Source organism: Streptomyces sp. NPDC091292 (assembly GCF_044757265.1).
GTDB lineage: Bacteria > Actinomycetota > Actinomycetes > Streptomycetales > Streptomycetaceae > Streptomyces.
This window is the reverse complement of the sequence record NZ_JBIVUQ010000010.1, coordinates 24,379-43,658: the sequence shown is the minus strand read 5'-3', so window position 1 is coordinate 43,658 and position 19,280 is coordinate 24,379. Positions and strand designations below refer to the sequence as shown.

Annotated in this window: 19 protein-coding genes; 3 read left to right on the top strand and 16 right to left on the bottom strand. The window is 71.9% G+C overall.

All coding sequences use genetic code 11. The annotated features are described in order from the left end of the window. Positions 1 to 116 precede the first annotated feature (116 nt). The 9 genes from gatB to ACIQNU_RS25490 form a co-directional block, all read right to left on the bottom strand. A complete protein-coding gene (gatB, locus tag ACIQNU_RS25530) occupies positions 117 to 1,628 on the bottom strand; it encodes an Asp-tRNA(Asn)/Glu-tRNA(Gln) amidotransferase subunit GatB (RefSeq protein WP_401370638.1) in 1,512 nt (503 codons plus the stop codon). 16 nt (positions 1,629 to 1,644) lie between these two features. Continuing rightward, positions 1,645 to 1,884, bottom strand: a complete 240-nt coding sequence (locus ACIQNU_RS25525) for a hypothetical protein (RefSeq protein WP_389894070.1) — start codon at positions 1,882 to 1,884, stop codon at positions 1,645 to 1,647. Beyond that, a complete protein-coding gene (gatA, locus tag ACIQNU_RS25520) occupies positions 1,881 to 3,386 on the bottom strand; it encodes an Asp-tRNA(Asn)/Glu-tRNA(Gln) amidotransferase subunit GatA (protein ID WP_401370634.1) in 1,506 nt (501 codons plus the stop codon). Before gatA ends, ACIQNU_RS25525 begins: the two co-directional genes overlap by 4 nt. Positions 3,387 to 3,393: 7 nt before the next feature. Next, on the bottom strand, positions 3,394 to 3,690 hold the full coding sequence (gene gatC / locus ACIQNU_RS25515; protein WP_401370631.1) for an Asp-tRNA(Asn)/Glu-tRNA(Gln) amidotransferase subunit GatC: 297 nt from the start codon (positions 3,688 to 3,690) through the stop codon (positions 3,394 to 3,396). Between the two features lie 569 nt (positions 3,691 to 4,259). Continuing rightward, a complete protein-coding gene (locus ACIQNU_RS25510) occupies positions 4,260 to 6,641 on the bottom strand; it encodes a putative bifunctional diguanylate cyclase/phosphodiesterase (RefSeq protein WP_401370628.1) in 2,382 nt (793 codons plus the stop codon). Between the two features lie 246 nt (positions 6,642 to 6,887). After that, the gene (gene ligA, locus ACIQNU_RS25505) at positions 6,888 to 9,125 is read right to left on the bottom strand and encodes an NAD-dependent DNA ligase LigA (RefSeq protein ID WP_401370626.1); all 2,238 of its coding nucleotides are present in this window, start codon (positions 9,123 to 9,125) and stop codon (positions 6,888 to 6,890) included. Between the two features lie 20 nt (positions 9,126 to 9,145). Then, positions 9,146 to 10,168 carry a methionine synthase gene (locus ACIQNU_RS25500; protein WP_401370625.1) on the bottom strand — a complete coding sequence of 341 codons (1,023 nt, stop codon included), beginning with the start codon at positions 10,166 to 10,168 and terminating at the stop codon, positions 9,146 to 9,148. After that, complete coding sequence (locus tag ACIQNU_RS25495; protein ID WP_401370623.1) at positions 10,168 to 10,866, bottom strand: SDR family oxidoreductase; 699 nt, start codon at positions 10,864 to 10,866, stop codon at positions 10,168 to 10,170. The genes ACIQNU_RS25500 and ACIQNU_RS25495 overlap by 1 nt, the downstream gene beginning before the upstream one ends. Before the next feature lie 43 nt (positions 10,867 to 10,909). Beyond that, entirely contained in the window at positions 10,910 to 11,449 is a 540-nt protein-coding gene (locus tag ACIQNU_RS25490; protein ID WP_401370620.1) for a TIGR00730 family Rossman fold protein, read from the bottom strand. A gap of 52 nt (positions 11,450 to 11,501) precedes the next feature. Between ACIQNU_RS25490 and ACIQNU_RS25485 the strand changes: the two genes are divergently transcribed. Then, positions 11,502 to 11,831, top strand: coding sequence for a DUF427 domain-containing protein (locus ACIQNU_RS25485; RefSeq protein ID WP_401370617.1), 330 nt, complete (start codon positions 11,502 to 11,504; stop codon positions 11,829 to 11,831). An 86-nt stretch (positions 11,832 to 11,917) separates the two neighbouring features. Here ACIQNU_RS25485 and mnmA read toward each other — a convergent pair whose 3' ends face one another. Next, positions 11,918 to 13,039 carry a tRNA 2-thiouridine(34) synthase MnmA gene (gene mnmA / locus ACIQNU_RS25480; RefSeq protein WP_401370614.1) on the bottom strand — a complete coding sequence of 374 codons (1,122 nt, stop codon included), beginning with the start codon at positions 13,037 to 13,039 and terminating at the stop codon, positions 11,918 to 11,920. 60 nt (positions 13,040 to 13,099) lie between these two features. Between mnmA and ACIQNU_RS25475 the strand changes: the two genes are divergently transcribed. Continuing rightward, positions 13,100 to 13,852 carry an N-acetylmuramoyl-L-alanine amidase gene (locus tag ACIQNU_RS25475; RefSeq protein WP_401370612.1) on the top strand — a complete coding sequence of 251 codons (753 nt, stop codon included), beginning with the start codon at positions 13,100 to 13,102 and terminating at the stop codon, positions 13,850 to 13,852. 193 nt (positions 13,853 to 14,045) lie between these two features. On the opposite strand, the gene ACIQNU_RS25470 is transcribed toward ACIQNU_RS25475, so the two are convergent. The 3 genes from ACIQNU_RS25470 to ACIQNU_RS25460 form a co-directional block, all read right to left on the bottom strand. Next, on the bottom strand, positions 14,046 to 15,209 hold the full coding sequence (locus ACIQNU_RS25470) for a cysteine desulfurase family protein (RefSeq protein WP_401370610.1): 1,164 nt from the start codon (positions 15,207 to 15,209) through the stop codon (positions 14,046 to 14,048). Between the two features lie 110 nt (positions 15,210 to 15,319). Then, complete coding sequence (locus ACIQNU_RS25465) at positions 15,320 to 15,616, bottom strand: DUF4190 domain-containing protein (protein WP_401370607.1); 297 nt, start codon at positions 15,614 to 15,616, stop codon at positions 15,320 to 15,322. Between the two features lie 14 nt (positions 15,617 to 15,630). Next, positions 15,631 to 15,807 carry a hypothetical protein gene (locus tag ACIQNU_RS25460; RefSeq protein ID WP_401370604.1) on the bottom strand — a complete coding sequence of 59 codons (177 nt, stop codon included), beginning with the start codon at positions 15,805 to 15,807 and terminating at the stop codon, positions 15,631 to 15,633. Positions 15,808 to 15,902: 95 nt separating this feature from the next. Here ACIQNU_RS25460 and ACIQNU_RS25455 point away from each other — a divergent pair, with 95 nt between their 5' ends. Beyond that, positions 15,903 to 16,562 (top strand): TetR family transcriptional regulator, encoded by a 660-nt coding sequence (locus ACIQNU_RS25455; RefSeq protein WP_401370601.1) that lies wholly within the window; start codon positions 15,903 to 15,905, stop codon positions 16,560 to 16,562. A 53-nt stretch (positions 16,563 to 16,615) separates the two neighbouring features. Here the strand turns inward: ACIQNU_RS25455 and ACIQNU_RS25450 are convergent, their stop codons facing one another. From ACIQNU_RS25450 to ACIQNU_RS25440, 3 genes are read right to left on the bottom strand one after another with little or no spacing between them, the layout of a single operon-like run. Next, positions 16,616 to 17,581, bottom strand: coding sequence for a helix-turn-helix transcriptional regulator (locus tag ACIQNU_RS25450; protein WP_401370598.1), 966 nt, complete (start codon positions 17,579 to 17,581; stop codon positions 16,616 to 16,618). A 55-nt stretch (positions 17,582 to 17,636) separates the two neighbouring features. Further along, positions 17,637 to 18,494, bottom strand: a complete 858-nt coding sequence (locus tag ACIQNU_RS25445) for a thioesterase family protein (RefSeq protein ID WP_401370596.1) — start codon at positions 18,492 to 18,494, stop codon at positions 17,637 to 17,639. A gap of 39 nt (positions 18,495 to 18,533) precedes the next feature. Then, complete coding sequence (locus ACIQNU_RS25440) at positions 18,534 to 19,226, bottom strand: trimeric intracellular cation channel family protein (protein ID WP_401370594.1); 693 nt, start codon at positions 19,224 to 19,226, stop codon at positions 18,534 to 18,536. Between the last annotated feature and the right edge of the window lie 54 nt (positions 19,227 to 19,280).

Sequence of the window (19,280 nt, the reverse complement as noted above, 5' to 3'; positions counted from 1 at the left end):
CCGTACGTCTCTCACTCCCGGGTCGGCGGTGGCGCGCGAAGGGCGGTGCACCCTGACCAGGTGCACCGCCCCCTCGCACGCCGAGTGCGTCAGCCCTCGACGTGCCGCCGAGTGTGTCAGCCCTCGACGCCGAGCTGTTTCAGGATCAGCTCCTTGACGCGCGCCGCGTCCGCCTGGCCGCGGGTCGCCTTCATGACCGCGCCGACCAGCGCGCCGACCGCCTGGACCTTGCCGCCGCGGATCTTGTCGGCGATCCCCGGGTTCCCGGCGATGGCCTCGTCCACGGCGACGGTCAGGGCGCCGTCGTCGGAGACGACCTTGAGGCCGCGCTTGTCGACGACCTCGTCGGGCGTGCCCTCACCGGCGAGTACGCCCTCGATCACCTGGCGGGCGAGCTTGTCGTTGAGGTCGCCGGAGGCCACCAGGGCGGCGACCCGGGCGACCTGCTCCGGCGTGATCGGCAGCTCGTCCACGGTGCGGCCCGACTCGTTCGCGTGCCGGGCCAGTTCACCCATCCACCACTTGCGCGCCGACGCGGAGTCCGCGCCCGCCTCGATGGTGGCGGTGATCAGGTCGACCGCGCCCGCGTTGAGCATGGACTGCATGTCGTGCTCGGAGACGCCCCACTCCTCGCGCAGCCGGTTACGGCGTACGCGCGGCAGTTCGGGCAGCGTGGACCGCAGCTCCTCGACCCACGCGCGCGGCGGGGCCACCGGGACGAGGTCGGGCTCGGGGAAGTAGCGGTAGTCCTCCGCCTCCTCCTTGACCCGGCCCGAGGTCGTGGACCCGGTGTCCTCGTGGAAGTGCCGGGTCTCCTGCACGATGGTGCCGCCGCTGTTCAGGACGGCGGCGTGCCGCTGGATCTCGAAGCGGGCGGCGCGCTCGACGGACCGCAGCGAGTTGACGTTCTTCGTCTCGCTGCGGGTGCCGAACTTCTCCCGGCCGTACGGACGCAGCGACAGGTTCACGTCGCAGCGCATCTGGCCCATCTCCATGCGGGCGTCGGAGACACCGAGCGCCCGGATGAGGGCGCGCAGCTCGGCGACGTACGCCTTGGCGACTTCGGGGGCGCGCTCCCCCGCGCCGGTGATCGGCTTGGTGACGATCTCGATGAGGGGGATGCCCGCGCGGTTGTAGTCGAGGAGGGAGTACGTCGCGCCGTGGATACGGCCCGTGGCGCCGCCGACGTGTGTCGACTTGCCGGTGTCCTCCTCCATGTGGGCGCGCTCGATGTCCACGCGGAAGATCTCGCCGTCCTCCAGCTGGACGTCCAGATAGCCGTTGAAGGCGATCGGCTCGTCGTACTGGGAGGTCTGGAAGTTCTTCGGCATGTCCGGATAGAAGTAGTTCTTCCGGGCGAAGCGGCACCACTCGGCGATCTCGCAGTTGAGCGCGAGGCCGATCTTGACGGCGGATTCGACGCCGATCGCGTTGACGACGGGGAGCGAGCCGGGCATGCCGAGGCAGGTCGGGCAGGTCTGCGCGTTGGGCTCGGCGCCCAACTCGGTCGAACAGCCGCAGAACATCTTGGTCCTGGTGCCGAGTTCGACGTGGACCTCAAGGCCCATGACGGGGTCGTACGACGCCAGCGCGTCCTCGTACGGCACCAAGTCGGTCGTGGTGGTCACGGTGAAAACTTCCCTCTCAGCCCAGCAGGACGTCGTCGTCGCCCAGGCGCCTCAGCTCGCGGTAGAGGATCGCGAGGCCGGTGACGATGGCGGCGGCGGACACCGCCGCGTCGAGCAGCCGGAGCGTGTCGTGCTCGGAGCGGGCCTTCTTGGCCTGCTTGGCGACGCTGACGGCGCCGAACGCGGTCGTGGCGATGGACAGGTACGTGCCGGACTTGGACTTCTTGAAGCCCTTGGCCTTGGACAGTGCGCTCACAGCGACGGTGCCTCCTCAAGGAGCGGGTGACCCCAGCGTTCCACGAACGCCGCCTCGACGGCGGCACCGACCTTGTACAGCCGGTCGTCCTGCATCGCGGGGGCGACGATCTGGAGGCCGACCGGCAGGTTGTCCTCCGGCGCGAGGCCGCAGGGCAGCGACATGGCGGCGTTGCCCGCCAGGTTGGCCGGGATGGTGCACAGGTCCGCGAGGTACATCGCCATCGGGTCGTCGGCGCGCTCGCCGATCGGGAAGGCGGTGGTGGGCGTGGTCGGCGAGACGATCACGTCGACCTGTTCGAAGGCCCGCTCGAAGTCCCGGGTGATCAGGGTCCGCACCTTCTGCGCGGAGCCGTAGTACGCGTCGTAGTACCCGGAGCTGAGGGCGTACGTGCCGAGCATGATGCGGCGCTTGACCTCGTCGCCGAATCCGGCCTCGCGGGTGAGCGCGGTGACGTCTTCGGCGGACCGTGTCCCGTCGTCGCCGACGCGCAGGCCGTAGCGCATGGCGTCGAAGCGGGCGAGGTTGCTCGAACACTCGGACGGCGCGATCAGGTAGTACGCGGACAGGGCCAGGTCGAAGGACGGGCAGTCCAGCTCGACGATCTCGGCGCCCAGCTCCTTGAGGAGCGTGACGGACTCGTCGAACCGCTGCACGACTCCGGCCTGGTAGCCCTCGCCCCGGAACTGCTTGACGAAGCCGACCCGCATGCCGTCCACGGAGCCGTTGCGCGCGGCCTCCACGACCGGCGGTACGGGGGCGTCGATCGACGTCGAGTCGAGCGGGTCGTGTCCGGCGATGACCTCGTGCAGCAGCGCGGCGTCGAGGACCGTGCGGGCGCAGGGGCCGCCCTGGTCGAGGGAGCTGGAGAAGGCGACCATGCCGTAGCGCGAGACCCCGCCGTAGGTCGGCTTGACGCCGACAGTGCCGGTGACGGCGGCGGGCTGGCGGATGGAGCCGCCAGTGTCGGTGCCGATGGCCAGCGGCGCCTGGTACGAGGCGAGCGCGGCGGACGAGCCACCGCCGGAGCCGCCCGGGATGCGGGTCAGGTCCCAGGGGTTGCCCGTGGGTCCGTAGGCGCTGTTCTCGGTGCTGGACCCCATGGCGAACTCGTCCATGTTGGTCTTGCCGAGCACCACGACGTCGGCGGCCTTGAGCCGCTTGGTGACGGTGGCGTCATAGGGCGGAATCCACCCTTCGAGGATCTTCGACCCGACGGTGGTGGGGATCCCCTCGGTGGTGAAGATGTCCTTGAGCGCGAGCGGCACACCGGCGAGCGGCCCCAGCCGCTCCCCCCGCTCCCGCTTCTGATCCACGGCACGGGCCTGGGCGAGCGCGCCCTCCCGGTCGACGTGGAGGAAGGCATGGACCTTCTCGTCGACGGCCTCGATCCGCGCGAGGTGCGCCTCGGTGACCTGGACGGCGGTGAGTTCGCCGGATGCGATCTTCGCGGCGATCTCGGCGGCGCCGAGCCGGATGATGCTGTTGCTGCTGTCGGTCATGGCGTGATCAGTCCTCCCCCAGGATCTGCGGCACCTTGAAACGCTGCTGCTCCTGGGCCGGGGCGCCGGACAGCGCCTGCGCGGGGGTGAGCGAGGGTCGGACCTCGTCCGCGCGCATGACGTTCGTCAGCGGGAGCGGGTGGGAGGTCGGCGGTACGTCTTGGTCGGCGACCTCGGCTACGCGGGCGACCGCGCCGATGATGTCGTCGAGCTGGCCGGCGAAGTGGTCTAGCTCTTCGTCCTTCAGCTCCAGACGCGCCAGCCGGGCGAGGTGGGCGACCTCCTCGCGCGTGATGCCAGGCATGCGGCGATCCTCAGGGTGAGTGTACGGATTTTGGCCCAATCCTATGGGCCATCGCCAACCGGGTCGAAACACATTCCCTCCGGGGGCAAACCAGAACCCACACACCGGCACTCCCCACCCACCCACCCTTGAGAGACACCGCCCCCGCGGACGGCTCCGAATGGCAGGCACCTGCCACGGAACAGCGGAATACGGGAGGGCCCACGCGGCACGCGGCACGCGGCACGCGGCACGCGGGTAGAGCAAACCACCCACGGCGGGTGAGCCGCCGACGGCGGGAACGGGCCACGGGAAGACCCGCACCTGCCCACGGACCGAAACGGGTGGCTGCGGGTGGGGACAACAAACCACCCACGGCGGGCCAGCCGCCGACGGCGAAGGCGGGGCACAGGAGGACCCGCACCTGCCCACGAACCCGCACGGGTGGCCGCGGGTGGGCAAAACAAACCACCCACGGCGGGCCACCCGCCGACGGCGGAGCACCGGTCACAGGAGGACCCGCACCTGCCCACCCACCCGCACGGGTGGCTGCGGGTGGGAAAAAACCCGCGACCCGGCCGCAGGCCGGACTAGGGCTCCAGGTCAGCCGCAGCAGCGGGAAGCGCCGCCGGCGCCCCCCGCCGCCCACCCCCTCGCGCCATCAACCACGCCGTAGCCTCCGGCACAGGCATCGCCGCCGCCACCAACCACCCCTGCACCGCATCACACCCGAGATCCCGCAACCGCTCCCACGTCTCGTCGTCCTCGACCCCCTCCGCGACGACGAGCAGCCCGAGCGAATGCGCCAGATCGACGGTGCACCGCACAATCTCCGCGTCCTCGTTGTCCACGGCGAGCCGCGCCACGAAGGACCGGTCGATCTTCAGCTCACTGACGGGCAGCCGCCGCAGATGCACGAGCGAGGAGTAACCCGTACCGAAATCGTCGAGCGACATCTTCACGCCGTGCCCGGTCAGCCCCGCGAGGGTGTCCGCCGCACGCTGCGGGTCCTCAAGGAGCACGTGCTCCGTTATCTCCAGCTGAAGCGCCCCCGCAGGGACCCCGTGCCGCGCCAGCCGCGCCGCGACGGACCCCGCGAACCCGGGCGTGTGCACATCCCGCGGCGACACATTCACGGCGACCGGCACGAACAGCCCCTGCGCCCGCCACCGCGCGACCTGCCCGAGCGCGGACTCCAGTACGTACTCCGTGAGGTGCGGCATCAGCCCGGACGACTCGGCGATGGCGATGAACTCGTCCGGCGGCACGTTTCCCCGCTCGGGGTGCACCCACCGCACCAGCGCTTCGAGCCCGGCGACCTCCCCGTCGAAGCGGACCTTGGGCTGGTAGTGCAGATGGACGTCCCCGGCGTCGAGCGCGCGCCGCAGATCGCCGAGCAGACCGAGCCGGTCGGGGGTGTTGGAGTCCCGCTTCGACTCGTACACCTCGACCCCCGTACGGTCCCGCTTCGCCTGGTACATCGCGACATCCGCGCGCCGCAGCAGCCCTTCCGCGTCGAGCGCGTGGTCGGGGAAGACGGAGACACCGGCGCTGGCCTCCAGGACGAGGGTGAGCCCGTCGAGGTCGAGCGGGGAGCCGAGCGCGGCGACGACGGCGCGGGCGACCCGGCTCGCCGACGTGGTGGAGTCGGCGACGGGCAGCAGCACGGCGAACTCGTCGCCCCCGAGCCGCGCGGCCTCCGCCCCGCGCGGGAGGGCGACCCGGAGCCGGTCGGCGATCTGGAGCAGCAGCCGGTCACCGGCGAGATGCCCGAGGGTGTCGTTCACCGAGCGGAAGCGGTCCAGGTCGATGAGCATCAGCGCGGAGCGGGCGCCGATGCGTTCGGCGTCGTCGAGCGCCGCCCAGGTGCGTTCGAGCAGCCACTGCCGGTTGGGCAGTCCGGTGAGCGGGTCGCGGAGCTGTTCCTCGGCGCGGGCGCGGGCCATCCACAGGGTGTAGTCGAGGGCGATCAGCGGCACCGCGAACAGCGGCAGCAGTATGGGCATTGCCACGCCGACGACGCAGATCAGCGGGGCGATGGCGAGCAGGGCGACGGCGGCGAGACTCTGCCGATAGAGCGCGGTCCGTGCGGCGGTGGGCAGTCCGGCGGTGCGGGGCACCTGGAGGTACCAGAGGATCAGCCGGGTGACCGCGAGGTAGGTGGCCGCGACGAGGACGACCTCGGGTACGGCGTACAGGTCCCAGGTCTCGGGGTTCCAGGGGTCCTCGACGGTGGGGACCTTTCCGCAGACCGCGAGGACGAGGGCGCCCGCGCCGATGCCGAGGATGTCGACGGCGCCGTGCAGCAGGCCCTGGCGCCAGCGCTGCCGGCGGGCGGCTGCGACGAGGACGACGACGGTGAGGCTGACCATGCCGGCGGGCATCCAGCCGTACAGCAGCAGCACGGCGAGGGTGAGGGCGGCGCCGGAGCCCGTACCGCCCCACCAGCGGTTGCGGCCGAGTGCCACCAGGTGGCCGACGACCAGGCCGGCGAGGCCCGCCAGGGACCAGCCGACGCTGCCGGACGGGAACAGCGCGCGGTGCTCGCTGACGGCGCGGTAGGCACCGGCGCCGAGGACGAACCCGGCCAGGGCGACGACGACCACGGCGAGCGTCGGCCAGATCGCGCGGGCGCCGTGCGGCAGGCCGTCGTCCGGGTGTCCGGGCCCGTAGGAGCCGGTCGGGGCCGCCGCATGACCCCCGGCGTAGACCCCCGCCGCATAGGCCCCGGCGGCATACGCGCCGGACGGGTGACCGCCGGAGGGGTACGCCCCCGACGAGTAGGCGCCGGTCGGGTGACCGCCTTCGCGGTGCGCATCGGCCCGGCGGCCGTCCGGTCCCGAGCCGTCCCCGCGGCCGGGCGGAGCGGTCTGGTCCGGGCGGGTGGCCGCCCGGCGTGCGGTGAGCCAGGCGACGGGCGTACGGCGCCTGCGCAGCCGTGCGTCCGGGGCGGCGCTCTCGCTCGAATCCATTCCCGTCCCTCTCACAGCCGGCGGTGCCCGCGCGACGCGGTCCGACGGTCATTCGATCGGTCGATGTCCGTCGGGCACGCGTCTGAAAACCCGCCACGCGGCGGGGCACGGCAGGCGCACCTCTCAACAGTAGGCCGCGGAAGGCTTCCAGGGGCAGCGGTCTGCGACGGTTGCCCGAATGCAACCCGGCCTCCCGTACCCATCTGATATGCGCCGAACGGGTGATGCCGTACCGCTATTCGGGCGTCACTTCTCCTCTTCGGCCGTCACTTCTCCCTCGTCCGCCGCCTGTTCCCCGGTCGGAAGGGCCACGGCGGCGGCCTGTTCGGGTCCTTGTTCGAGGAGGACGGCGAAACCGTCCTCGTTCAGAACCGGCACCTTGAGCTGCATCGCCTTGTCGTACTTGGACCCGGGGTTGTCACCGACGACCACGAAGGCCGTTTTCTTCGAGACCGATCCGGTCACTTTGGCGCCACGGCTCTGGAGGGCTTCCTTGGCGCCGTCGCGGGTGTGGTGCTCCAGGGTGCCGGTGACGACGACGGTGAGCCCTTCGAGGGGGCGGGGGCCGCGGTCCTCTCCGGCGCCCTCGTCCTCCATGCGGACGCCCGCGGCCTTCCACTTGCGCAGGATCTCCTGGTGCCAGTCCTCGGTGAACCACTGCTTGAGGGAGGCGGCGATGATCGGTCCGACGCCGTCGGTGGCGGCCAGCTCCTCCTCGCTCGCCTGCTCGATACGGTCGATGGAGCCGAACTCGCGGGCCAGTGCCTCGGCGGCGACCGGTCCGACATGGCGGATGGAGAGACCGGTGAGCACGCGCGCGAGGGGGCGCTGCCGGGCGGCGGCGATGCTCTCCAGCATCGCGACGGCGTTCTTCTTCGGCTCGCCCTCCTGGTTGGCGAAGACCGTGGCGACCTTCTCCTCGCCGGTCTCGGGGTCGCGCTTGGGCAGTCCGCTGTCCATGTCGAGCACATACGCCTTGATGGGCAGCAGTTGCTCCATGGTCAGGTCGAACAGGTCGCCCTCGTCCTTCAGCGGCGGCTCGGCGGGCTCCAGCGGCTTGGTGAGCGCGGCGGCCGACACATAGCCGAAGTGGTCGATGTCGAGGCACTTGCGGCCCGCGAGGTAGAACAGGCGCTCGCGCAACTGGGCCGGGCAGGAGCGGGCGTTGGGGCACCGCAGGTCGATGTCACCCTCCTTCGACGGCCCCAGCAGAGTGCCGCACTCGGGGCATTCGGCGGGCATCACGAACTCCCGCTCGCTGCCGTCCCGCAGATCGACCACGGGCCCCAGGATCTCGGGGATCACCTCGCCGGCCTTGCGGATGACGACCGTGTCCCCGATCAGCACGCCCTTGGCCTTGACCACGTCCTGGTTGTGCAGGGTCGCGAACTCGACCTCGGACCCGGCGACGACGACGGGCTCCACCTGTGCGTACGGCGTGACGCGGCCGGTGCGGCCGACGCCGACGCGGATGTTCACCAGCTTGGTGTTGACCTCCTCCGGCGCGTACTTCCAGGCGATGGCCCAGCGCGGCGCGCGCGAGGTGGAGCCGAGGCGGCCCTGGAGGGGGATCTCGTCGAGTTTGACGACGACGCCGTCGATCTCGTGTTCCACGGAGTGGCGGTTGTCGCCTCCGTAGTACGCGATGAACTCCCGCACTTCCTCGATGGAGTTCACGACCTTGTTGTGCCGGGCGGTCGGCAGGCCCCACTCGTGCAGCAGCTCGTACGCCTGCGAGAGGCGGTCGATGGCGAAGCCCTCGCGCGCGCCGATGCCGTGCACGACCATGTGCAGCGGGAGGGTGGCGGTGACCCTGGGGTCCTTCTGGCGCAGGGAGCCCGACGCGGAGTTGCGCGGGTTGGCGTAGGGCTTCTCGCCCGCCGCGACGCGCCGGGCGTTCAGCTCCTGGAACGCCTCCATCGGGAAGTAGACCTCGCCGCGGATCTCCACGAGGCGCGGGACACGGTCGCCCTGGAGGCGGTGCGGGATCTCGGCGATGGTGCGGACGTTGGGCGTGATGTCCTCGCCGGTGCGGCCGTCGCCGCGGGTGGCGGCGCGGGTGAGCCGGCCGTCCTCATAGGTGAGGTTCACCGCGAGGCCGTCGACCTTCAGCTCACACAGGAAGTGGTAATCGGTCGTGCCGACGTCCTTGGCGATGCGGTCGGCCCAGGTGGTGAGGCCCGCGTCGTCGAAGGCGTTGTCGAGGGAGAGCATCCGCTCGCGGTGCTCCACCGACGCGAGGTCGGTCTCATAGGCCCCGGAGACCTTCTGGGTCGGCGAGTCCGGTGTACGCAGGTCCGGATACTCCTCCTCCAGGGCCTCCAGGGTGCGCATGAGCTGGTCGAACTCGGCGTCGCTGACGACCGGTTGGTCCTTCACGTAGTACCGGAAGCGGTGCTCCTCGATCTGCTCGGCGAGCTGCGCGTGCTTCTCCCGTGCCTGCGCGGGCACCGATGCGGGCTGTGCGTCCTGGTCGCCGGCCACTTCTTGTCCTCCCGTTTACGTTACTCAGGGTTATCCGCGAGGGATCTCGCCGCCCGGACGCAGTGGGCGAGCGCCCGCCGCGCGTACTCCGGCGACGCGCCCGCGAGACCGCAGGCCGGAGTGAGCACGACGGAGTCGCCGAGCAGCCCCGGTGGCAGCCCCAGCCTGCGCCACAGCGTTCTGACTCCACTGACGCTACCTGCCGGGTCTGACAATGGGCCGTCCGTGCCGGGCACGACACCGGCGAACAGCTTCGTGCCGCTCTCCACGGCCTCCCCGATCGCCTCGTCGTCACGCTCGGTGAGCAGCGAGAAGTCGAAGGAGATCGCGGCGGCCCCGGCCCGGCGCAGCAGGGCGAACGGCACGTCGGGGGCGCAGGAGTGGACGACGACGGGCCCGTCGTGGGCGCCTGCGACGTCCCGCAGGGTGCCTTCGACGAGCTGCCGGTCGACGGCGCGGTGGGTGCGGTAGCCGCTCGCGGTCCGTACCTGTCCGCGCAGGACGGCGACGAGCGAGGGCTCGTCCAGTTGGAGCGCGAGCCGGGCGCCGGGCACCCTGCGGCGCACCTCGGCGAGGTGGGTGCGCAGGCCCTCGGTGAGGGAGCCGGCGAGGTCGCGGCAGGCCCCGGGGTCGGACAGGACCGATTCGCCGTTGCGCAGCTCCAGGGCCGCGGCGAGGGTCCACGGTCCGACGGCCTGCACCTTGAGGGGGCCGGTCCAGCCCTGGGTGAACTCCTCCAGGGCGTCGAGGTCTTCGCCGAGCCAGGAGACGGCGCGCCGGGTGTCGCGGCCCGGCCGGTCGCCGAGCCGCCAGCCGCTGGGCTCCACGCGCGCGTACATCTCGACGAGCATCCCGGCGGTGCGTCCGATCATGTCGGCGCCCGGCCCGCGCGCGGGCAGCTCCGGGAGGTACGGAACGCCCTGTCCGGAGTCGAGGCTTCCGACGACGGTCCTCGCCGCCTCGCGGGCGTCGCCGCCGGGCATGGACCCGATGCCGGTGGCGGGCCCCCAGGGAAAGGCCGCGTCGGCCGTGGTCCCGGTCATCAGCGGCCCGGCCGTACGGTCAGATCGGTGACCTCCGCGTCGCGGGGCAGGTCGAGCGCGGTCAGCACGGTCGTGGCGACCGACTCGGGGTCGATCCAGCGGTCCGGGTCGTAGGACTTGCCCTCCTGGTGGTGGACCTTGGCCTGCATGGCGCTCGCGGTGCGCCCCGGGTAGACGGAGGTGACCCGGACACCGTTGCCGTGCTCCTCGTCGCGCAGCGCGTCGGCGAGGGCCTTCAGACCGTGCTTGGACGCGGCGTACGCGGACCAGTCGGCGTGCGCCCGCAGGCCCGCCCCGGAGTTCACGAAGACCACATGGCCCTGGGCGACCCGGAGTTGGGGCAGGAAGTGCCGGGTCAGCTCGGCGGGCGCGAGGAGGTTGACGTTGAGCTGGTGGCGCCAGGTCTTGGGGGTGAGGTCGCCGACGGCACCCAGGTCGACCACCCCGGCGATGTGCAGGAGGGAGTCGATCCGGTCGGGCAGGGTCTGGTGCGAGAACGCCCAGGAGAGCCGGTCCGGATCGGCCAGGTCACCGACGAGGGTGCGGGCCCCGGGCAGGGCGGCGGCCAGTTCCTTGGCGCGGCCCGCGTCGCGCGCGAGGAGCACGAGGTCGTCCCCGCGCGCGTGCAGACGGCGGGCGACGGCCGCGCCGATGCCGGAGCCGGCCCCGGAGATCACATGTGTTGCCATGAGCGCCATGCTCGCATCACCGTGACCGGCACCGGCAACCGGTGGGTGCGGCTCAGGCCGTGCCGAAGGACTCCTCCAGGTACGCGAGCGCGCCGACGGGCTCCTCGGCGAAGAACACCAGGTCGGTGAGGGGCAACGGCAGGAACCCCTCGTCGTCCATCCGCCGGAACTGTTCCTTCAGCCCGTCGTAGAACCCGGCCGAGTTGAGCAGCACCACGGGCTTGGTGTGCTTGCCGTGCTTGCGCAGCTCCAGGATCTCGGTGGCCTCGTCCAGGGTGCCGGTCCCACCCACCATGATCACGATGCCGTCGGCCTTCTCCAGGAGCAGCGCCTTGCGCTCGGCGAGGTCCCGGGCGACGACCATCTCGTCCGCTCCCGCGCGTGCCGTGTCCTGGAGGAAGTCCACGGAGACCCCGACGAGCCGGCCGCCCGCCTTCTGCACTCCGTCCGCGAGGACCTTCATCAGGCCCACGTCGGAGCCGCCCCACACCAGGGTGTGCCCGCCCTTGCCGAGGAGTTCGGCGAACTCGCGCGTGGGCCGGGTGTAGCGCTCGGGGAGGTCGGCGGCGGAGAGGAAGACGCAGATATTCATGCCGACCACCGTACGGGGGAAGAACCGGGGCCCGGCAGGCGCTGTTCCAGGTATGGCCGAAGGACACACGATCACGATCGAACAGGGCACGGATCTCGTACGCGTGGTGCACGACGGACAGGTCGTCGCCGAGAGCCGCCGCCCGCTGCTGCTGCGCGAGACGGGCTGTCCCGTCCGCTACTACCTCCCGCCGGAGGACGTCCGTACGGACCTTCTGTCGGCGTCGGAGACCCACACCTACTGCCCCTTCAAGGGGACCGCCTCCTACTGGTCCCTGCCGGACGCCCCCGACCTGGTGTGGGCGTATCCGGAGCCCAAGGCCGGGGTGGCCGAGATCAAGGACCACCTGTGCTTCTACGAGCCGCAGGTCGTCAAGGGCTGAGCCGGCCTCGCACCCCCGCACCCCCGCACCCCCGCCGGCACCCAAACCGGTGCCGGCGGAGGTCTTCGCGGGCGGTTCCCGGACCGTCAGGCCATCGCCTTCGCGCGCGTGGTCGTCGCGATCGTCGCGGAGCCGACCACGCGGGTGCCGTCGTACAGCACGATCGCCTGGCCGGGCGCCACACCGCGCACCGGCTCGGTGAAGCGGACGTGAAGCCCGCCGTCGACCAGCTCGGCCGTCACCTCGGTCTCGCCGCCGTGCGCCCTGAGCTGCGCGGTGTACGTGCCGGGCGCGGCCGGTGCCGTGCCGCACCAGCGCGGGCGGACGGCGGTGAGGGCGCTGACGTCGAGCGAGGTGACGGGGCCGACCGTGACGGTGTTGTCGACGGGCGAGATGTCCAGCACGTACCGCGGCTTGCCGTCGGGCGCCGGGGTGCCGATACGCAGGCCCTTGCGCTGCCCGATCGTGTAGCCGTACGCCCCCTCGTGGGTGCCGAGCCTGGTGCCGGACTCGTCCACGATGTCGCCCTCGTGCGTACCGAGGCGCTTGGCCAGGAAGCCCTGGGTGTCGCCGTCGGCGATGAAGCAGATGTCGTGGCTGTCGGGCTTCTTGGCGACGGCGAGGCCACGGCGCTCGGCCTCCGCGCGGATCTCGTCCTTGGTGGTGACGGTGTCGCCGAGCGGGAACAGGGCGTGTGCGAGCTGGCGCTCGTCGAGGACCCCGAGGACGTACGACTGGTCCTTGGCCATGTCCGAGGCGCGGTGCAGTTCGCGTGAACCGTCCTCGTGGGTCACCACGCGCGCGTAGTGCCCGGTGCAGACCGCGTCGAAGCCGAGGGCGAGCGCCTTGTCGAGAAGCGCGGCGAACTTGATCTTCTCGTTGCACCGCAGACACGGGTTGGGGGTGCGCCCCGCCTCGTACTCGGCGACGAAGTCCTCGACCACGTCCTCGCGGAACCGCTCGGCGAGGTCCCACACATAGAACGGGATGCCGATGACGTCCGCCGCGCGGCGGGCGTCGTGGGAGTCCTCGATGGTGCAGCAGCCGCGGGCACCGGTGCGGAAGGACTGCGGATTCGCGGACAGGGCGAGATGGACCCCGGTCACGTCGTGCCCGGCCTCGGCGGCGCGGGCGGCGGCGACGGCGGAGTCCACGCCGCCCGACATGGCGGCGAGTACGCGGAGGGGACGCTGCGGTGTGTCAGTCATAACCCCTCCAGAGTACGGGTCGCCGGGAACCGAAGCCCCCGAGTATCCGTTGAAGATCACATGCGGGAACAACGGAAGGGCCGGCAGGCGAAGGACGCGAGCCGGATCATGGGGCGGCGGGCGCTGCTCATCGGGGGCGCGGTGACCACCGCGGGCGTCGGTTTCGCGGCGCGCGACGAGCTGGGGCGTCTGTGGTGGCGGACACCGGGCGTCGACAAGCCGCGCGACGACGGGGTGGTGGACTTCCGGGGCGCGGAGTGGGTGGCGGCGTCGGGGGCGAACTGGCGGCGGGCGGACCGCCCGTCGGACTACCGGATAGACCGGGTGATCATCCATGTCACCCAGGGCAGTTTCAGCAGCGCGGTGCGGGTGTTCCAGGACCCGGGGCACGGCGCCGCCTCGCACTATGTGGTCCGCAAGGACGGACATGTGACGCAGATGATCCGCGAGCTGGACGTGGCGTTCCACGCGGGCAACCGCGCGTACAACGAGCGCAGTGTCGGCATAGAGCACGAGGGTTTCGTGGACCGGCCGTCGTCGTTCACGACGGCGATGTACCGCGCGTCGGCCCGGCTGACGGCGGGGATATGCAAGCGGTACGGGATTCCGGTGGACCGGAAGCACATCATCGGCCATGTGGAGGTCCCGGGCACGGACCACACGGACCCGGGGCCGCACTGGGACTGGGACCGGTATCTGCCGATGGTCCGCGAGGAGCGCGAGGCGGCCGACAGGACACCGGCCCCCAAGGGCACGGAGTCGGGCGAGGCGACTCCCGACACGACGGCGTCCGCCGCGAAGAGGTCGGCCTAGGGTCTTTCGTTTGGATCAGGCCGGATCAGGGAGCGGGGTCTGGTGCCGTGCATCGCAAGGCGGAGGAGGGAGTCAGGGCGGCGCCCTGGCGACCGACGACAACGCGGCGAGGTGCGGTGCCAGGGCCCGCGAGCCCGGCCTGATCCAAACGAGAGGCCCTAGCCCGACACTCCCCGTCACCGGGGTCACGGATTCAGCTGAGACCCGCCGTCCGCGCCCGCTCCACCGCCGGGCCGATCGCCTTGGCGACCGCCTCGATGTCGGCGCGGGTCGTGGTGTGGCCGAGGGAGAAGCGGAGGGTGCCGCGGGCCAGGTCGGGGTCGGTGCCGGTGGCGAGCAGGACATGGCTGGGCTGGGCGACCCCGGCGGTGCAGGCGGAGCCGGTGGAGCACTCGATGCCCTGGGCGTCGAGCAGCAGCAGCAGGGAGTCGCCCTCGCAGCCGGGGAAGGCGAAGTGCGCGTTGGCGGGCAGCCGGTCGACGGGGTCGCCGCCGAGGACCGCCTCGGGCACGGCGGCCCGGACGGCGTCGACGAGTTCGTCGCGCAGCGCACCGATCTCGCGGGCGAACTTCTCGCGCTGCTCGGCGGCGATCCGTCCGGCGACGGCGAAGGAGGCGATGGCCGGCACGTCCAGGGTCCCGGAGCGCACATGGCGCTCCTGCCCGCCGCCGTGCAGCACGGGTACGGGGCTGTACTCGCGACCGAGCAGCAGGGCGCCGATGCCGTAGGGACCGCCGATCTTGTGCCCGGACACCGTCATCGCGGCGAGCCCGGACTCCTCGAAGCCGACGGGGAGCTGACCGAACGCCTGGACGGCGTCGGCGTGCAGCGGGACGCCGAACTCGGCGGCGACGGCGGCCAGTTCGCGGACCGGCATGACGGTGCCGATCTCGTTGTTGGCCCACATCACGGTGGCCAGGGCGACATCGTCGGGGTCGCGCGCGATGGCCTCGCGGAGGGTGTCGGGGTGTACGCGTCCGTGGGCGTCGACGGGCAGGTACTCGACGGTGGCGCCCTCGTGTTCGCCGAGCCAGTGGACGGCGTCGAGGACGGCGTGGTGCTCGACGGGGCTGGTGAGGACGCGCGTACGGGAGGGTTCGGCGTCGCGGCGGGCCCAGTACAGGCCCTTGACGGCGAGGTTGTCGGCCTCGGTGCCGCCGGAGGTGAGGACGACCTCGCTGGGGCGGGCGCCGAGGGCCGCCGCGAGGGTCTCGCGGGCTTCCTCGACGGTGCGCCGGGCCCGCCGTCCCGCGGCGTGCAGTGAGGACGCGTTGCCGGTGACGGTCAGATGGGCTGTCATCGCCTCGATCGCCTCCGGAAGCATCGGAGTGGTCGCGGCGTGGTCGAGGTAAGCCATGGTGGCCACGATTCTACGAGGCCGGTCCCGGGGGAATCTCCGGGGCGGGTGTGTTCACGCCAGACCGCATGCCGGAGCACACCCGGGCGGCCCCCGGGGAGCCCGCCGACTCAGCCCGCGAGGCCCCACGACACGGTGCCGTTGGCCGACATCAGCACCGCCAGGACGACCAGGTCGGCGACCCCGAGGCCGAGCCCGAGGAGGGCGCGGCCCCGGCGCGACGTACCGCGCCACAGGGCGATGCCCGCGAGCACGATCGCGACGGGCCCGAGGAGGACGTTGAGGACGAGCAGGCCGAGCAGTCCGAGGACGAAGGACGCGACAGCCATCCCGTCGGCGTCCCGCTCCCGCTCCCGGCCCCCGCCCCCGCTCCGGCTCCTGCGAGGGACTTCAGCGCTGAGTTGCATACGTGGGACTCCGTTCAGGACGAGCGCGGGTGGCGCCGGCGGCCGTGGCGGCCGTACCGCTCGCGTACGGCGAAGACCGTCAGCCAGACGCCGATGAGGGCGGCCCCGGCGAAGGTGACCGGAAGCGGTGCGTGGGCGACGGTGCCCAGGACGGTGCCGAGCAGCAGCAGGGCCGCGACGAGGAAGAGCATCGGTGAACCTTTCGTGTGCACAAGTGTTCACTGACTGAGGAGTCTACCTCTCGGACGGTTTCCAAAACTGGGAGAACAGTTGTTAACTGCATGGCATGAGTCACACCCCCGGCACCGCCCCGGTCGACACCCCCGGTACCGCCCCCGGTACCCGGCAGGCGCAAAAACGCAGGACCCGACAGGCGCTGCTGGACGCGGCGTTGGACCTGCTCGCCGAGCAGAGCCTGAGCAGCCTCGGCCTCCGCGAGGTCACCCGCGCCGTGGGCATCACCCCGACCGCGTTCTACCGGCACTTCCGCTCCACCGCCGACCTCGGTGTGGCCCTGGTCGAGGAGGCGCTGGGCAGTCTGCACACCGCGATCACCGGCGCGCTGGCCACCACCGGGGACGGCGACAGCGAGGAACGCATCGCCCGTACCGTCGACCTGATCGCCCGCCATGTGCGCACGCACCCCGCGCACGTCCGCTTCCTCGCGCGGGAGCGGCACGGCGGCGTCCAGCAGGTGCGGGACGCGATCAGCGGTCAACTCGCCCTGTTCGCACAGGAGGTGAGCGGGGAACTCGCGCGGCACCAAGAGTCCGACGGCTGGAGCGAAGAGGACCTGCTGATGCTGGCGGGGCTCTACGTCGACCTCATGGTGATGACGGCGTCCGCGTTCCTGGACGCGGAGCCCGGCACCGAGGAGACCGTGGCCCACATCGCCCGCCGCCGGATGCGCCTGGTCACCCTGGGCCGCCACCACTGGCTGGACTGACCAGCACCCGCGCCCGACCCCTCAGCCGCGCACCCACCACCCCCCTGCGCCCTCTACGACCCCCCGTAAACCGCCGTCACCGCCGCCGCACACCGCGCCAACTCCTCCCGCACCTCCACCGGCGACACCACCTCCACGTTCTCGGCGAACGCCAGCAGGGACCGCGCCTCGGGCACCACGCCGTACGCGAGCCGGACGGTCACCCACTCCCCCGTACCACCGTCCCCGTCGGGCAGTTCGCGGACCGCGGCGCCCGTGAACCGCAGGAACAGGTCGAGCCGGCTCCGGTGCACGCGGACCGTGACGTCGATGTCGCGCGGCTGCTCCTCGACCCGGCGCTTCAGCACCTCCCACACGTCCGCGAGCGCGACCCCGGGGCGCCGCACGACGGGCGCGTCGGTCAGCGTGGCGGTCCGGATCCGGTCGACCCGGAACAGGCGGGGCGCCCCGGCGAGATCGGCGACCAGGTACCAGACCCCGGCCTTGGACACGAGCCCGTACGGGTCGGCGGTGTGGGTCCTGGCCTCGCGGGCGCCGCTGCTGCGGTAGCGCAGCCGCAGCCGCCGGTCCGCGAAGACGGCGTCCTGGAGGACGTCGAGGTCGAAGGGCCGCCGCGGTCCGGTGAGCCAGCGGGACTCGTCGACGAGGATGCGGCTGCCGGTCAACTCGGCGGCGGGGCGGTGCGGTGCGGGCAGGGCCGCCATGACCTTGCGCAGGGCCGAGGCGAGCGCCGCGTCGAGCCCGAGCGCGGCGTGGGCGCCCTGCGCGGCGAGCACGAACAGCGCGCGCGACTCGTCGGCGGTCAGCCCGGTGACGTCGGTACGGAACCCTTGGAGCAGCTCGATGCCGCCGTGCCGCCCGCGCTCGGCGTAGACGGGGACGCCGGCGGCGGACAGGGCCTCGATGTCGCGGTAGATGGTGCGTACGGAGACATCGAGCCGCTGGGCGAGGTCCCGGGCGGGGACCCGGCCCCGGGTCTGCAACAGCAGCAGGATCGAAAGCAGCCGGTCGGACTTCACGCCCTCAGTGTGACCGTCACACCTCCGCCGTGGCCGTCACACCCGAGTGTGGCCGTCACGCCCCCAGTTTGACGCGGGCGAGCTGCCGGGACTGGGCGACCAGCCGGTCGGCGCTGTCCCAGACCTCGGCGTCCTCCTCCAGGAAGCCGCCCGCGAGATTGCGGGTGGTGACGGAGACGCGGAGCGGTCCGGGGGCGGGCCGGCAGCGGATGTGCACCGTCAGTTCGACGGTCGGCACCCAGCCCATGAGGCCCATCTCGAAGGCGGTCGGGGGCAGCGCGTCCACGGCGAGCAGCAGCGACAGCGGGTCGGCGTCCCGCCCGTCGGCGAGCCCGAACCAGGACCGCATCTCGCCCTTCCCGGACGGCGCGCCGAGCGCCCAGCCGAGCGTGGCCGGGTCCAGCTTGAGCGTCAGCCGCTCGGTGAGCGAGGAGTCGCCCGGCATCGCGGGGACCTCCGGCGCGTCCTGCGGCCCGAAGCACTGGTCGTACGGCGGTATCGCGGGCGGTGCGGCGGAGGTGCGGACGTCGTCGGGAAGGGTGTCGAGGTCGCCGTAGGAGGCGAGGACGCGCAGGCGCTCGACCTCGCGGCCCTCGTCGTCGCGCTGGACGAGGGACGCCTGGCCGGTGGAGAGCGTACGGCCGGTGCGCACGACCTCGGTACGGATCTCGGCGGGGCCGGGGCGGGACGCCGTCAGATAGTGCGCGGAGATCGTGAACGGGTCGGGGTGCGGCAGCGCGTGGGCGAGGGCGCGGCCGACGACCGCGAGCAGATAGCCGCCGTTGACGGCGCTGATGATCGTCCAGCCGGCGGACAGTTCGGTCTCGTAGACCCCGGGAAGCCGGGGGGTGACCACGGTGTCCCGGTCGAACTCGCTGTCGCCGATCGTCGCCTGCGCGGGTGCTTCTGCCATGCCGGTACGCTACAACACAATAGTACTAAGCGGTAGCTTTTACCTTTCGTCCGCCTCTACGGCCGAAGAACGACGGTTCCAGGCGCGCGGCGCCCGCCAGTGGTAACGCATCGCGAGCAGGCGCAGCACAAAAGCGATCACGACACACGCGCTGCTGGTGTACGCGTTCAGCGCGTCCTGGCTGATGCACAGCACGACCAGCGCGGCGCCGACCATCGCGGGCACCGCGTAGAGGTCACGGTCCCAGCGGACCAGGGACGGCACCTCGTTGGCGATGATGTCGCGCAGCACACCGCCGCCGACGGCCGTGGCGAGTCCTAGCGCCGCCGAGTAGGTCAGGCCGAGCCCGTAGTCGTACGCCTTGATCGTGCCGGTGACGCAGAACAGGCCGAGGCCCGCCGCGTCGAAGACGTTCACACCGGACTGGATGCGCTCCACCTGCGGATGCAGGAAGAAGACGAGCAGCGCGGCGAGCAGCGGGGTGAGGAAGTACCCGAGGTCGCTGAAGGCGGCGGGCGGCACGGCGCCGATGATCAGGTCCCGCAGCACACCGCCGCCGAGCGCGGTGACCTCGGCGAGTACGGCGATGCCGAAGACGTCGAAGTTCTTCCGCACGGCGAGCAGGGCACCGGAGATGGCGAAGACGAAGATCCCGACGAGATCCAGCCCGTGCTGGACGGAAGGGGTGAAGAGTTCATGCTGCACGGAGCAATTTACGCACGGCGCGCGCATGTCCCCGGCGACCCGTCATCCGGCGATATTCACTCCCGCCGCCGCGGCGAGCCA

Coding starts and splice junctions, on each gene's coding strand:
- ACIQNU_RS25510 (WP_401370628.1), bottom strand. CDS start 6,641: ATGGATTCGAGCGAGAGCGCCGCCCCGGACGCACGGCTGCGCAGGCGC.
- ACIQNU_RS25440 (WP_401370594.1), bottom strand. CDS start 19,226: ATGCGCGCGCCGTGCGTAAATTGCTCCGTGCAGCATGAACTCTTCACC.
- ACIQNU_RS25465 (WP_401370607.1), bottom strand. CDS start 15,616: ATGCAACTCAGCGCTGAAGTCCCTCGCAGGAGCCGGAGCGGGGGCGGG.
- mnmA (WP_401370614.1), bottom strand. CDS start 13,039: ATGACTGACACACCGCAGCGTCCCCTCCGCGTACTCGCCGCCATGTCG.
- ACIQNU_RS25475 (WP_401370612.1), top strand. CDS start 13,100: ATGCGGGAACAACGGAAGGGCCGGCAGGCGAAGGACGCGAGCCGGATC.
- ACIQNU_RS25455 (WP_401370601.1), top strand. CDS start 15,903: ATGAGTCACACCCCCGGCACCGCCCCGGTCGACACCCCCGGTACCGCC.
- ACIQNU_RS25495 (WP_401370623.1), bottom strand. CDS start 10,866: ATGGCGCTCATGGCAACACATGTGATCTCCGGGGCCGGCTCCGGCATC.
- ACIQNU_RS25460 (WP_401370604.1), bottom strand. CDS start 15,807: ATGCTCTTCCTCGTCGCGGCCCTGCTGCTGCTCGGCACCGTCCTGGGC.
- gatC (WP_401370631.1), bottom strand. CDS start 3,690: ATGCCTGGCATCACGCGCGAGGAGGTCGCCCACCTCGCCCGGCTGGCG.
- ACIQNU_RS25500 (WP_401370625.1), bottom strand. CDS start 10,168: ATGACCGGGACCACGGCCGACGCGGCCTTTCCCTGGGGGCCCGCCACC.
- ACIQNU_RS25485 (WP_401370617.1), top strand. CDS start 11,502: ATGGCCGAAGGACACACGATCACGATCGAACAGGGCACGGATCTCGTA.
- gatA (WP_401370634.1), bottom strand. CDS start 3,386: ATGACCGACAGCAGCAACAGCATCATCCGGCTCGGCGCCGCCGAGATC.
- ACIQNU_RS25445 (WP_401370596.1), bottom strand. CDS start 18,494: ATGGCAGAAGCACCCGCGCAGGCGACGATCGGCGACAGCGAGTTCGAC.
- ACIQNU_RS25470 (WP_401370610.1), bottom strand. CDS start 15,209: ATGGCTTACCTCGACCACGCCGCGACCACTCCGATGCTTCCGGAGGCG.
- ACIQNU_RS25490 (WP_401370620.1), bottom strand. CDS start 11,449: ATGAATATCTGCGTCTTCCTCTCCGCCGCCGACCTCCCCGAGCGCTAC.